The 15,363-nt window shown below is 63.9% G+C and carries 3 protein-coding genes; 1 reads left to right on the forward strand and 2 read right to left on the reverse strand.

The features are described from left to right. Positions 1 to 15: 15 nt before the first annotated feature. A complete protein-coding gene (locus tag AC5Y4T_RS03725) occupies positions 16 to 12,462 on the reverse strand; it encodes a BTAD domain-containing putative transcriptional regulator (RefSeq protein WP_499952087.1) in 12,447 nt (4,148 codons plus the stop codon). A gap of 164 nt (positions 12,463 to 12,626) precedes the next feature. After that, positions 12,627 to 13,367, reverse strand: a complete 741-nt coding sequence (locus tag AC5Y4T_RS03730) for a TylF/MycF/NovP-related O-methyltransferase (protein ID WP_499952091.1) — start codon at positions 13,365 to 13,367, stop codon at positions 12,627 to 12,629. A gap of 481 nt (positions 13,368 to 13,848) precedes the next feature. Here AC5Y4T_RS03730 and AC5Y4T_RS03735 point away from each other — a divergent pair, with 481 nt between their 5' ends. Then, the gene (locus AC5Y4T_RS03735) at positions 13,849 to 15,339 is read left to right on the forward strand and encodes a hypothetical protein (RefSeq protein WP_499952095.1); all 1,491 of its coding nucleotides are present in this window, start codon (positions 13,849 to 13,851) and stop codon (positions 15,337 to 15,339) included. Positions 15,340 to 15,363 lie beyond the last annotated feature (24 nt).

The raw sequence follows: 15,363 nt of genomic DNA on the forward strand, positions 1-15,363 counted from the left end.
TGTTGTGAAAACTGCTTAAGTCTGTGTCAGCGGCGGCTGGTCGAGCTCGTCGAACCTTGCGATCGCGGTGTCGAGGTCTTGCTCGTCGAAGACTTCGGAGCGGCTGAGAAGGTCACCTTCGACCGTGTAGATGTCGATCATCCGCCATTCGGCGTCGAAACCCTCATCCGAAATTCCTCTGACTGTTTGGGTGACGACGGCCCCGCGTTCGCTCAGCCGGTGCACGGTCTCGATGTAGATGCTGATGCTCGGAATGAGGTCCCACACGGCGCGAAGAGATGCGCCCAAATCAACCGTTTCGCTCGTTACGAGTGATCGACGGTCGAGCATGACCCAGTCGGGCGTTGTGGCAGGAAGTTCGTGCCGGTTGAACCCGGCATATGTTCGCGCGATCACCGACCATGTGTGAGCGTGGTCCGCAGCTTCCCCGGCGAGGTAGCGCGCTTCCAGTTCTTGGAAGGCGGCGTCGATGTCGTCAGGATCGAAGCTCACGCTGTAGTCAATTAGGCCGTCGTGGCCTACTTCCACTATCTGCAACATCTCGACGGCGGTTGGTAGATCCCCATAATCGGTGTCGCGGTAACAGACGCGTGCCAACATTAGGCGAGATCCCCTGATGGCAAGCGGCTCCGCCGTCATCTGCACATTGTCAGGCGCGGTCTGGAACAACGCCTGCACGGACTTTCGCTGTTGGGCCGCGCCCTCGAAATCATCGCGGAGGCCTATTCGGCGGTCTTCATACCGTATGTCAGTAGCGCCTAGGGCAAGGTAACCCTCCATATCGCGGCGGTTGAACATTTCGGCCAACCGTGCCCAAGTCCGGGATGCAGCGTTGTCAATCGGCACTGGCCGACCGAGCTCGTCGAACTTCGCAAGCGCGGCATGGAGATCTGCATCGTCGAAGATCTCAAAGCGGCTGATCTTGTCGCCTTCGAACGTGAAAATGCTTACGTTTCGCCAGTCGGCATCGAAGCCTTCGTGTGAGCTGCCCCGCGCCCTGTGGATGACGACCGCTCCTATGTTGCTCAACCGATGAACGGCTTCGACTTGGAAGGCAAGGTCCGGCGTTAGGTCCCAGGCGGCGCCGATGTAGGCGAACGCGTCACCGGGCGCAAATGCCAATAACCGCCGGTGATCCAAGTTCACCAAGTTCGGTGTCGTTGCGGGTATTTCGCGTTGGTTGAGCGCGTCGTATGACTGCTTGACGAGCGACCACGTGGCGGCGTGGGTGGCGGCTTCACCAGCGAGGTAGCGAGCGTCGAGCTCGTCGATGGCGGCGTCGATGTTGTCGGGGTCGAACATGACGTGCGTCGCGATCCGCTCGTCGGTGTCGAGCTCGACGACGCTAAGCATTTCAACGCGGAAATCTCCCTCCTCTTCGTTGGGGTTCGGTGCAGAGATACGGGTCAGGGCGAGGCGCTCTCCGCGAATCGCAATGGCGGTCGACGTTACGTCTGTTAAGGCATCGGCTAGAGCTCGGATATTTGCGATTACGACATCGCGCCCTTCCCAGACACCGATGTTCACGACGCGGCGGCGATCGCCTACGACGCTATCGACGGCCAGTATCTCGGCCGCCGCAGCCCAATTGCGCGCCCGCGTGTGGGCGAAGAAGCGGGCATTCGCCCGACTCGCCGCGTTCTGTGGACGACGCGTTTCCGGGCTCAGCTCGTCGAAACGGGCGAGGGCGGCATCAAGATCTGCCTCGTCGAACATCTCGAACCGACAGACCATGTCGCCGTCGAAAGCAAAAAGGGCAATCTCGCGCAACTCGAAATCGAAGCCCTCACGTGAGGTCCCAGTGACTACCTCTGTGACGACCGCCCCGAGGCTGCTAAGCCGGTGCACGGCTTCGAGATGACCCTTGACGTTTGGGGCGACGTCATAGGTGGCGCGTATGTAGGGGACCGCGTCGCCAGGAGCGAACGCTCTAATCCGGCGATGATCAAGGTTCACTATGTCCTTCGTCGCCGGAGGGACTTCGTGTCGATTGTAGGCGGCTTGGACCTGCGTCATAGCCGTCCACGTTTGTGCGTGGGTGGACGCTTCACCGGCGACGTAGCGAGCGTCGAGTTCATCGAAGGCGGCATCGATGTCATCGAGGTCGAACGTGACGACCACCGAGATCCGCTCAGTGTCGTCGATCTCGACGACCTGTAGGACGTCATGGAACTGGAAGGCCTCGGGTCGAGCGTCGTTGCGCGGGTGGACTAAGCGTAGGACGAGGCGCTTTCCGCGGGTGGCGATGACGGTCGACGAAATTTTCGCGGCGCCGATATCGGCGACGGCTTGCATGTTCGCGATTTCGGCATGGCGACCGCGCCGGACACCGGCGTTGGTCACTACTCGACGATCGTCGTCGAGTACGTCGTCAACCATCGTTTCGGCCATGGCTTCCCAGTCGCGGGCAGCGTAGGACCGTTCAAAGCGCTCGACCACTTGGCTCGCTGCGTTTTGGAGCCGTGGTGCTCGCGGGTGGAGCTCATCAAATCGGGCGAGCGCGGCGTCAAGATCTGCCTCGCCAAAGATTTCGTAACGGTTGATTCGGTCGTCGTCGAGCGTAAGAACTTCAATCATCCGCCACTCTGCGTCAAAGCCCTCAGGTGTGGTTCCTTCTAGCGTGTGGGTGACGACCGCTCCGTGTTCGCTTAGGCGATGCACCGCATCGATGCAGGACCTGATGTTCGGCGTGAGGTCCCACGCGGAGCGAGCCAGTGTGGCCAAATCGGCCGCCTCGATTCTCTGCGCCGGTCGATGATCGACGAGCACCGAATCCGGTGTCATAGCAGGGAGTTCGTGTCGGCTCATGCTGGTATACGCCCCTGCGATGATCGACCACGTGTGCGCGTGGGCGGACGCTTCGCCGGCGACGTAGCGCGTGTCGAGTTCATCGAAGGCGGCGTCAATGTCGTCATTATCGAATAGCACCGCAATCACAATGCGCTCGTCGGCGTCGGTCCCGACCACGCGGAGTACCGGGTTGAAGAACGCCCCAGGCTGCTGGTCGGGGTCGGATAACTGGACACGATGCAGCGCGAGACGCTCCCCGCGGGTAGCGATGACAGTCGGCGTGACATCCGTGATCCCGAGTTCGGCAGTCACGCGCAGATTTTCCAGCTCGGCGTCGCGGCCGCGGCGGATCCCATGGCCGACGAGACGACGTCCGTCCTCGTCGACGATGTCGTGGGCTATTGTCTCGGCCACTGCGGTCCAATTGCGAGCCATGAAGTGCTTCCACATGCGCGCGTAGGTTCGGCTTGCCGCGTTTTCCAAACGCGTCGTCGGCGGGTGCAATTCCTCAAAGCGTGCAAGCGCCAGATCGAGGTCTGCCTCGTCGAAGACTTCAGCGCGGCTGAGCAAACCACCTTCGACTATCTGAACTTCGATCATTCGGAACTCGGCGTCAACGCCGTCGTTCGACGTTCCCTTGTGCGCCTGGGTGTAGACGCCTCCGAATTCATCCAGCCGATGCACCGCCTCGACGTAGACGCGGTAGTCCGAAAAGAGGTCGAAAACTGCACGAATAGATGCGGCCAGATCGGCCCCTTCGATCGATACGAGCGGGCGATGATCGACGTAACCGGGATTGGATGTCATGGCGGGAAGTTCGTGCCGATTGACCGCGGCCTGGATACCCGTAATCACCGACCACGTCTTCGCGTATGGTGCCGCCTCGCCGGCGACGTAGCGGGCTTCCAGCTCAGCGAACGCCGCGTCGAAGTCGTCGAGCTCCAATGCGATGCGTGCCGCGATCCGCCCACGGGCGTCGATCTCAACGATCCCGAGCACCTCGGCAACAACCGCCTCGGACTGCTCGTCGCGGATAGAGAAGCAATCACGACTGAGGGCAAGGTGCTCGCCACGTGTCGCGATAACCGTTGATGTGACTGACGAAAGCCCAAAGTCGGCTGACGCCCGCATGCCTGCGATCGTGGCATCTCGACCGTGTCGTGCCCCCGCGTTTACCACTCGACGGCGATCGTCGTTGAAAATGTCCTCGGCGAGCACCTCCGACAAGGCGTCCCAGTCGCGGGCGACCCAATGCGTCAAACAGCTTTCGAACACTTGGCTTGCCGTGTTTTCGAGCCGCCGCGCCTGCGGGTGAAGTTCGTCGAACCTCGCGAGCGCGATGTCGCGCGGTGCATGCGGTTGCAGTTCCTCGAAGCGGGTGAGCGCGGCATCGAGGGCTGCTTCATCGAATATTTCACAGCGCTTCCATCGGTCGCCTTCGACAGTCATGATCTCGTTCATCCGCCACTCGACGGTGAACCCTTCTGGCGAGGTCCCATGCGCCCTCAAGGTGACCACGGCTCCGTCATTGGATAGCCGATGCACAGCCTCGACGTAGATGCCGAAGTCTGGCGTGACCTCCCAAACGGCGTTCAAAGCTGCGGGCAGATCACTGCCCTCGAAAGTGGGGAGCCGCCGATGATCGACGGCCACCCAGTCCGGTGTCGTCGGCGGTACTTCACGCCGGATGAGCCCGGTGAACCACTGCGTGATGATCGACCACGTCTGTGCGCACGGTGCGGCTTCACCGGCGAGGTAGCGCGCGTCGAGCTCCTTGAAGGCGGCGTCCATGTCATCGAGGTCGAACAAGATGCGGGCGGCGACCCGGTTGTCGGCGTTGATTTCGACCAAACAGAGCGCCTCGTTGCGGAACGACTCTGGCCCTTGGTCTTCAACCGGAAGAAGGACATGAGAAAGGGCCAGCTGCTCACCACGTGTTGCTACCGCCGTAGCCGTGATGAACTCAACCCCGACGTCCGCGATCGCCCGCATGTCCGCGATTTCGGCATCTCGACCGTGACGGATGCCGGCGTTCACCACTGGACGGCGATCCTCTGAACAGATGTCGTCGGCCACCAGCTCCGCCAGGGCAATCCAGTCGCGGGCAGCGAAGTTCGTGAAGACCCGCTCAAGCACTTGGCTTGCCGCGTTATGCAGGCGAGGAAGATGCGGATGCAACTCCTCAAAGCGGGCGAGCGCCGCGTCAAGGTCAGCCTCGTCGAAGATTTCGCAACGGTCGATGCGGTCGCCTTCGACAGTTAAAAGTTGGATCTGTCGCCATTCGGCGTCAAAGCCTCGTGATGAAGTGCCATGCTGCACATGGGTGATGACGGCTCCGAGCTTGCTGAGCTGATGCACCGCTTCGACGTGAATGTGAAGCTCTGGGGTTACGTCCCAGATGGCACGGATAGACGCGAGCATGGTGCTGGACGCGAACGGTGTGCCTCGCCGGCGGTCTACGGTGATCCAGTCTGTCGCAGGGAGTTCGCGCCGATTAAACGCGGCATAGATACCTGCTATGACCGACCATGTGTCCGCGTGCGCGGTCGCTTCGCCTGCGAGGTAGCGGGTTTCGAGTTCGCCGACGGCGGATTCGAAGTCGTCGAGGTCGAACGCGCTGCGCGCTGTGATTCGCTCGTCGGCGGTGATTTCTACAAGGTTCAGAAACTCGATATGGAATGCGCCTGGTTGGTGGTCTTCACTCGAGACACACGTCCGGCAGAGGACAAGTCGTTCGCCTCGGGTCGCGATGACCGTCGCAGTACTCGTTGTGGCGCCGATATCGGCGAAGGCCCGCATGTTCGCAATTTCGATATCTCGACCGCGCCTGATCTCGGCGCTTACGACCCGTCGGTGGTCGTCGACAGATGTTTCGGCGGTCAGCAGCTCGGCCATGGCATCCCAGTCGCGCGCGGCGAAGTGCCTTCGGAACCGCTCGTACGCTTGACTTGCCGCGTTTTCCAGCCGCGGTGCCGATCGGTTAAGTTCCTCGAAGCGGGCGAGCGCGGCCTCGAGGTTCGCCTCATCGAATACCTCAACGCGGCTAAGCATTTCGCTTTCCACCGTTACAACGACGATCACCCGCCACTCCGCGTCGAAGCCCTCATGCGAAATCTCATGCGATGCGCTGGTGATAACCGCTCCCAAATTATTCAGCCGATGCACTGCTTCGATGGAGTTGCTGAGGTTACCTGTGAGGTCCCACGCGACATCGAGTAATGCGGGCATGTCGCCAGACGCGAACGAGGTTCCTCGACGGTGGTCGATGTTCACCCAATCTGGCGTCGTCGGAGGGAGCTCGTGACGATTAAGCGCGGCTTCGGCCCGCGTGATGACCGCCCATATCTGTGCGTGCGGAGCCGCTTCGCCCGCCAGATAGCGGGCGTCGAGTTCGGCGATGGCGGAGTCGAAGTCGTCGAGGTCGAACACGACACTCCCGGCGATCCGATTGTCGGTATCGGTCTCGACGATGTTCAGGGCGTCATTTTGAATCGCGTCGGGGTCATGGCCCGACACCCGAACACGTATGAGTGCGAGGTGCTCACCGCGGACCGCCGGGGCGCCGACAACCGTCATCGCAAAGCCGACGCCAATGGTCGCCTGAGTATCTTTTATGTTCGCATCTCGACCATGCAAGATTCCGGCGTTGACCACCCGACGGCGATCGTCGACGCAGACGTTCTCGGCCGATATTTGTGCCACGGATTGCCAGTCGTCGGCCGCAATGTAGGCGAAAAGGCGCTCCCAGACACGCGTTGCTGCGTTTTCCAGCCGCGGCGCCGGTCTGCTCAGCTGTTCGAATCTCGAGTTCGCGGCATCGACGTCTGATTCGTCGAATACTTCGCAGCGGTCGAACGAGTCGCCATCAATGGTGAGAAGCATGACCTCTCGCCACTCAGCCTCAAAGCCCTCCCGCGAAGTCCAACGTCCGTTGTGAGTGACGACCGCTCCGAGATCACTCAGCCTGTGCACGGCCTCGACATAGAAATGAATGTTTTGGTCGAGCTCCCACCCAGCATGGAGATAAGCGATCATGTTGCCAGGCGCGGAAGCTGCCCCGCGCCGATGGTCTTTGTCCTCGAAATCGACAGTCGTGACAGGGAGTTCGCGTCGGTTGATCGCCGCGTATGCGCTCAAGATGGCAGACCATGTCCGCGAGTAATGTGCCGCTTCTCCCGCGAGGTAGCGTGCATCGAGCTCCTCGACAGCGGCCTCGAAGTCGTCGAGGTCGAATGTGATCACTACCGCGATCCGTTCGTCCGAATCGATCTGGACGACTTGCAAGACATCGTTTTGGATCGCAGCGGGATCGTGTCCCGCAGCGCGAACACGCGCCAAAGCCAGACGGTCGCCGCGGATGGCCCTGACATCTACGACCGTTATGGTGAAGCCGATGTCGGCCGCCGCCCGCATTTCCCCGACTCCAGCGTCGCGACCGTGTCGGAGTCCGCCGTTCACCACTCGACGACGATCATCAATCAACTCATCCTCGGCCACCATCGCGATAATCGCCGCCCAATCGCGGACTTCGAAGTACTGCCACATGCGCTCGTAGGTTCGGGTTGCTGAGTTTTCGAGCCTAGGCATCGGTCGGCTGAGTTCGTCGAACTTGGCAATCGCGACGTCGAGATCTGCATCATCGAACAGCTCGCACCGGTCGATGCTGTCGCCTTCGACCATCAGGAGGAAAACCTCGCGCCACTCGGCATCAAAACCGTGTTGCGAGCTGCCAATCATCGCATTAGTTACCACTGCTCCGCGACTAGTCAGCCGATGCACCGTCTCAATATGGATGCGAGATTGCGGCGCTACATCCCAGGTGGCGTGGATGTATGAAATCATTTCGCCGGGTGCGAACGATCTTGCTTGCCGGTGATCGATGTTCACCCAGTCTGGCGTCGTCGGTGGAAGTTCGTGTCGGCTTATGGCGGCGTACGCCTCGGTAATCGTCGACCACGTGTGCCGGTACGCGGCCGCTTCGCCGGCGAGATAGCGCGCATCAATTTCTGCGATCGCGGCGTCGAAGTCGTCGAGGTCGAAATGGGTCCTGGCAAGTATGATTCCGTCGCAGTCGACCTCAATAATTGACAGTGCCTCAACGATCACCCTGTCGGCACCGGTTGCCTCCGGCCGAGCGTCGTGCCCCTCGAACCGTAAGCGGCTCAGGCACAGGCGATCTCCTCGCACAGCCAGGGGCGTTGGAATGATACTGGTTGCGCCGAGGGCGGCGATCGCCCGGATACTTGCGACCTCTGTTGCGCGGTCGTTGCTCGTTTGGCGAAATCCTCGGCGGCGGTCGTCAATGCGGATATCTTCGGCGAACAGTGCTGTCATCTCATCCCAGGACCGACTAGCGAAGCACGCTATAGCCCGATCATCGGCTCGACTAGCGCCGTTCTCGAGCCGCCGCTTTGGTTGTTCCTGCTCGAATCGGGCGTGGATGGCGTCGAGTTCGGCGATCGCGGCGTCGATGTCATCGACATCGAACCACATCTGCAACGCGATTCGCCCGTCCTCATCGAGGCCGTATAGCTGGAGAATTTCATCGCGCGGCGCCCCAGGACTGACGTCGGCACTGCTTATCACCAATCGAGCTAAAGCCAGGCGCTCGCCTCGCACGGCGACAACGACTTGGTTGAACCGTAGGTCGTCCGTCTGGATAGCGCGTCTGCTTTGATGCGCCCAATCGGCCGAGGGCAGGTCGCTCTGCCTGAAGCCGACGATCTTCCGGCGACTCTCCACGAGACCGTCGGGTGCATAGAGCTCCTCGACCACGTCCCAGGCCTCGCTATGAAGGGCAGCTATCACGCGTTGGCCCACGCGTACGCACGCATTCTCGAGCTGGACAACCGGAGCATCGGCCGGAGCCGGACTCACTGGAACGGTCGGCATCTCACGCTGGCCGAGAACGAGACGCGCCTTTTCGACAAGCGCGGCGGCTCCCTTTCGTTCCCACAGACTCACCGCTTGCTCGACGGCGGCTCGCGCCGCCGAGACGTCACCGGCGGCGGCCAAAACCGTTGCCAGCGCCAGACATGCGTCGCCGTGGTCGACCAACGCGTCGGTGCGCTCGGCCAGACTGACAGCGGCCTCGGCCATCTTGCGTGCCTCAACGTGATTGTTGCCGCGGGAGAGCAGCTGCGCCCGCAGGGTGCGCCATGCGATCGAGGGCTTGAGCGCGTGGCCGGCGAGACGCTCACTTTCCGTGCACAACTCGGCGGCCTCGGCGTCTCGGTCGAGCAGGAGACACGCGCGACCGAGCAGGGCGGCCGTCTCGGCGGTGTCGGCGTCCAGGCCCATGCGGCGAAAACCGTTGTAGGCCTTACGCAGCGGGGGCTCGGCAGCAGCAGGATCGTCGACGACCAACTCGACAATGCCGGCGAACTGCTCGACTTCTAAAAGCGCATGGCGCAGACCGAGGTCGGTGACGGTGCGCCGGGCCGAGTCGATCATCCGTCGTGCCGCGGCGCCGCGGCCACGGAAGGCCTCCAACACCGCCTGGCATCGCGTCGAGGTCGCCTCGACCGCAGGCGAATCGGTTGTTATCCGCAGTAGCCGCACCACGTCAAGACACCGACCGCCTGCACGCGGAACAGGATTGGGACCCCACAATGCGGCGAGCGGAGCGCCCGCCAGCACCGCGTTGACCCGCCGGTGTTCACGCGCGCGGCGCGCCGCGGTGAGAGCTTCGTCCAGGGCGATTTCGCAATCGGCGATTCGCCCGAGCCGCGCCAGACACGCGGCGCGCACGGTGTGCGCTTTGGCTTCTCCCGCGGCATCGTCCAATCCGGCCAGCTTTTCCGCGGCCGCGCCTAGCGCGGCTTCGACCTCGTCCAATCGCTCTGGGTGAATCAGCATCGACAGCTCGCCGTCGAAACACGTCGCCCATGCAGCCAGTCGGGCCGAATCGATTGTCGCTGCCTGTAATTGCGCGACAGCCCCCGCCGCCGATGTCACATCGCCTGCGGCCAGCAGAGCCTCGCAGCGCGCGACCAATAATTCCGCGGCCTGGTCGTTGCGGTCGGGTAGTTCGTCGTCGAGCTCCTCGAGTGCATGCAGTGCCCTGTCGTAGAGTTCCGCGGCACCTTCGTAGCCGAGTCGTGCCATCGCCTGGTCGGCGGCGCGCCGGCAGTACTCGACGGCCTTGGCCGCGTTTCCCGCCCATGCGCATTCGAAGTAGTGGTGCGCCAATTCGGCCAACAGCTCGTCGTCGGCCCCGGGCTCGGTCTCCAGCGTCGCGGCGATGCGCTGGTGCAACCGCATGCGGCGCACCGACGCCAGCTCGGCGAGCAGCGACCGTCGCACGATGGCATGGTTGAACCGGTATCGACCGCCGGGCTCCTCGATGACGATGCCGGCCTTGCAGGCCTCGTCGAAAGCGTCAACGAGATCCTGCTCGACCACCCGCTCCACAAGGTCCACGGCGAACCGGCTGCCGACGACGGCGGCCGCGGCAAGTGCCTTGTTGGTCTCTGCCGAAAGCCGAGAGAGTCGGCGGCTCACGGTTTCCCGGACCCCTTGCGGCAAGGTAGTCGGATCCCAGACCCCGCCACTTTCATCGACATGGCGTAGCGCCTCGATGAGGAAGAACGGGTTGCCACCGGTGACCGACGCCAATGCCCGCGCGAGCTCTTCGTCGTCGTAGCCGGCCTCGGTGACGTACGCGGTCACGTCCCCCTCGTCAAGACCACTGAGCTGCAGGCGATTAGCGGTGCCGGAATCGGCGCTGCGATGAAGGTCGGCGAGCATGGCCGCCAACGGATGCGAGCGGTCGAGGTCGGTGCTGCGGTACGTCCCGACGATCTGTACGCGTGCCTGGTCGCCGAAGCGCAGGAGATGACGCAGCAAGAGCAGCGTGGGTTTGGCGGCCCAGTGCAGGTCGTCGAGAACAACGACGACGGGTGCGCTCGCGGAAGCGACCGCCAGCAGCGCCACGACCGCGTCGAAAAGTGCGTAGCGCTCGGTGTCCGGATCGGCGGCGGTTGGCGCGGTCAGATCAGGTAGGACATCGGTAAGCCCGGGAACCAATGCGAGTAGTGCTTCAACACCGCGCAATCCGCGCAGCCGTGTGGCGCCGATGCACGGCACGAGCGAACGCAGTGCCTCCGCGAAGGGTTGGTACGGCGCCCCGAGATCCTCGTCGCAGCGGCCGTAAAGCACAACCGCGCCTTGCTGATAGGCCCGCCCCGACCACTCGCCCGCCAGACGCGTCTTACCCACGCCGGGTTCGCCGGCGATCAGAACCGCGTGCATCCCGCCTTCGAGCGCGGTCTCCCAAACGGACACAAGGCTTTCGAGTTCATCGTTGCGCCCGACAAACGGACCGGGACCAATCAGTACCGCGGGAAGGCCGGGCCGCTCGACGGGTGCATCGGCCGTCTGTTCCGCAGAACTGTCCTCGGTGGTTTGCAAGCGAAGCTCGAAGACGTGCTCTGGGCGTGCCAAGTTTTTGAGCTGACGCATTCCCAAGTCGGCGAATACGACATCGTCGGGCAGTGAGTCGATAACGAGTTCGGCGGTCGCGCCGGAGCAGAGAATCTGGCCACCCACCGCCAGCGAACGCAGGCGCGCAGCGCGGTTGACTGCCCGACCGAAGTAGTCGCCGTCGCGAAGCTCGACCTCGCCGGTATGCAGCGCGATGCGAATGCGCATGGGTTCGCGCAGCGCCCATGGTTCTTTAGCAATCGCATCCTGTAGCTCCAGCGCTGCCGTGGCCGCCGCCGACGGCCGATCGAAGACCGAGAAGGTGGCGTCGCCCTCGCCGCGGGTCTTGATCAGCCTTCCGCCGCGGGATGTGACGACTTGTTCGGCAAGCTCGTCGTGGCGCGCGAGCGCGAGCGCCATGGCTTCGGCATCGGCCTCCCAGGCGGCGGTCGAGCCCTCGATGTCGGTGAGCAGAAAGGTCACGGCGCGTGTCACCGTCGTAAGCTGTTGTCCTACCGGGACTTCCAGCGATGCGTCCTGCGCTACGATCGCGGCTTCCAGCCGCCGAAGCTCCGGCCCCGGGTCGACGCCCAGCTCGTCGGCCAGCAGTGAGCGTGCTCGTTGGTAAGCGGCCAGCGCTTCGCCCTGCCTGCCGGCGCGGTAGAGGGCGAGCATCAGCTGGCCCCAACGCCTTTCGCGGAGGGGCGCGTCGGACACCGCCGCCTCGAGCTCGCCGATGATCTCCGCGGCCCGCCCGGTCGCCAATAGGGCATCGGCGCGATCCTCGACCAGCGCGGCGTGGCCCTCTATCCAGCGGGTCTTCTCGGATACTCCGCGGCGGGTATCGGGCAGCTCGGGGATTCCGCGCCAGAGGGTCAGCGCCTCGTCGAAGCGGGCTACCGCTTGGATGCTGTCGCCGGCGGCTGCGGCATCACGGCCCATCTTGGTGGCCAGCTTGTAGCGCGAAGCATCGCTATCGGATTGTGTGAGGACCCAGCCGGTTCCCGCGGTCAAGACGAAGCCGTCATCCAGCGCGCGCCGCAGCGACGAGATGTGAGTCTGGAGCGCCTTGGCGGCGGTGCGCGGGGGATCGTCGCCCCACAGGAGCTCGAGCAGGGTTTCGGCCGACACGATCGAAGAACCGTGGAGCCCGAGCATGGTCAGGATCGCGCGGGGTTTGGCGCCCGGGATTGCGACCGGGGCGCCGTCCCGCCGCACCTGGAGAGGTCCCAAAACCCCCAGTTCCACCGCATGAAGCGTACTCACGTTCCGATAGTCACGGAGGGGAATCAACACACGGTCAAGGCCGAGTAAAGGCGTTTGCCGCCGGTGAACGGCAACCCTTTAGTCCGCGCGGGCGCTACTGAGCGCTTGAGGCATCGTCGGCCCGCCGCTGACCGCTCTGCCGGTGCTCAGATTATTTGGACGACCGCTTGTTCGAAGTACTGGTTATACGCGAGGTAGACAGGCTTTTTCCCGGTTCGTTCCAGGAACTCCTGGAATGCCTTGAATTCGTGTTCCGCGGCTTCGGGGTAATTGTAGAATTCGTCGAAAACTATTACCGTGCCCGACACAATATTTTCGACGAGCTGATCGAAGATTTCCTTTGCGGAGGTATAGATATCGCAATCAACGTGTAGAAACGCGATGGGCGAAGATTTCAGGATCTCAGATTTGAACTGTGGAAGGGTGTCGCGAAACATGCCTTTCACCAGGCTCACATTGTGCAGAACCGGTGGCATCCACCCCTCGGTGTTGACCCGAAAAGTACCTTGGGGGACGGTGAGATCGGTGCGAGCCCATTCTTCCGGAAGCCCGTCAAAGGAATCGAACCCCCAGATGCGTTGCTCTGGATTGAGCGCGGCAATGAAATTGATGGTCCTTCCGGTGCACACCCCCATCTCCAAGTACGCGCCGCGCAGCGTGACGGCATCAGAACCGAACTTGAGCACGGCCGCATCGGTGTCCAAAGCCTTTGCATCGGCAAAGTATTCCGTCACCATTGCCCGAGCCGTCGGCGAATCTCGATAGTCCTTGTCCATCGGGTAAAAGTTGAGAACTTGGTGCCCTTTGTGCCACTCGTCGCTCGCCGACGGCATCTTCACCAAGCGGTCCCAGTCGAACCCGTTGGTGTGCGTCAGTTCTGGGGTCATCTGCGGTGTCGCGTTGCGTCGAGTGGCCGTGAGGGCGGACCGGACACGCCAACATCAACCGACAGGAATGACGCCGGGACGGACGGAAATTTCATGCGCTCAGCCTCCTCGCCGGATGACACAGCACGATTAGTCGGCAGCGTAGAGGGTTGGCGCGTAATTGACGATGGATTGCGGGGATTGCGCGCCCGGCGCCGGAGCGCACCCGTCGCGTTATGACTGAAGTGTCACCTGTGACTGGCGTGACCGATGAGTTATTGCCTAGGCCCGCCATCGCGGCACCCCTCGCCGCGCGGGCGTCAACGTGACGCAGTCTTGCGGCGACATTGTACGGAAACACCAAGAATTAAGATTCCGCCGCGACCGCGCGCACAGTACTGTTTATGTGCCAGCGTCTCCGTGAGGGAGAGGGATCGTGGGATCGCAGAAAGTCGTCGGTAGTCGGCCGGATCGGCTTCCATTGGTCGCACGGTCATCCGCGGTGCCCGCGACAATCCTCCAACTAGGCACTCGGTATCCGGGGGCCGCGGTGTTGCTGGCGGTGCCGCTGGCGGTCGCCGGCATCTGGGGGATGGTCACTTGCCCTTCCTTGGCCCTGCCGCTGGTGTTGCTGGCCGGCGTGGCCTTGGTGTTATTTGATTTCCTGGCCGGGCCGTACCGGGCGGTTGAGCAGAAGGCGCGGGTCGCGGCCGGCCCGCAGAAGCGCAACCTTCAGCCGCGCGCCAGCCAACTCACCACCCAGACCAAGCCCAAACCGTCGCGACGGGAGTTGAAAGCCGAAGCGCGGGCGCAGAAAGAAGTGGCGCGGGCGCAGAAAGAAGCCGCGGCGGCCGAGGCGTTCGCCGACGAAGCCGAGGCTGAAGCGCAAGCACAAGTTGCTGCCGCGGAGGCGCTGGCCGCCGAGGCCGAGGCTGATGCGCAGGCACAAGCCGCGGCTGCCGAGGCGCTAGCTGCCGAAGCCGAGGCGGTGGCTCAGGCAGAAGCCGCGGCGGCCCAAGCGCTGGCCGCCGAAGCCGAGGCGGTGGCGGCCGAGGCGCGGGCGCGGGCAGACGCGGCCGCGGCCGAAGCCTTGGCGGCTGAAGCCGAAGCGCTGGCCGCGGAGGCCGAAGCGCTGGCCGCCGAAGCGCGCGCGCAGGAAGAGGCCGCGGCTGCCGAAGCGCTGGCCGCCGAACCCGAAGCGGTGGCCGCCGAGGCCCGGGCGCAGGCAGAGGCCGCCGAAGCGCAAGCGCTGGCCGCCGAGGCGCGGGTGCGAGAGCGGGCGCACGCCGAAGCCGCGGCGGCCGAAGCGCTGGCCGCCGAGGCGCGCAAGCGCGCAGAGGCCGCGGAAGCCGAAGCGCTGGCCGCCGAAGCGCGCAAGCAGGCCAAAGCCGCCGAAGCTTTGGCGCTGGCCGCCGAAGCTCGCAAGCAGGCCAAAGCCGCCGAACCGGAAGCGTTGGCCGCCGAGGCGCGGGCGCAGGCGGAAGCCGAAGAAATCGAAGCGCTGGCCGCCGAGGCGCGGGTGCGAGAGCGGGCGCGCGCAGAAGCCGCCGAAGCCGAAGCTCGCGCCATCGAGGCGCGGAAGCAGGCGGAGGCGGCGGAAGCCGAGGCCTTGGCCGCCGCGGCGCGGAAGCGGGCTGAAGCTGCCGAAACTCAGGCCCAGGCCGCCGAAGCGCGGGAACGGGCAAAATTGGCCGAAGCCGAAGCGCTGGCCGCCGAGGCGCGGGCGCGCGCTGAAGCCGCCGAAACCCAGGCGCTGGCCGCGGAGGCGCGGGCACGCGAGCGGGCGCGCGCGGAAGCCGCCGACGCCGAAGCGGTGGCCGCCGAGGGGCGGGCGCGCGCGGAAGCCGCCGAAACCCGAGCTCGGGCGGCCGAGATCTGGGCGGGAGCGCAAGCCGCCGAGGCGCAAGCGGTGGCCGCCGAGGCGCGGGCGCGCGCAATCCGGCTGCGCCTCGAGGCTGAAGCCAAGGCGAAACGGCAACGCGACAAACCGTAAGCGGACAATCCGCCGTGTCGTTCC

The sequence above is a fragment of the Mycobacterium sp. NGS11 genome, assembly GCF_059813315.1.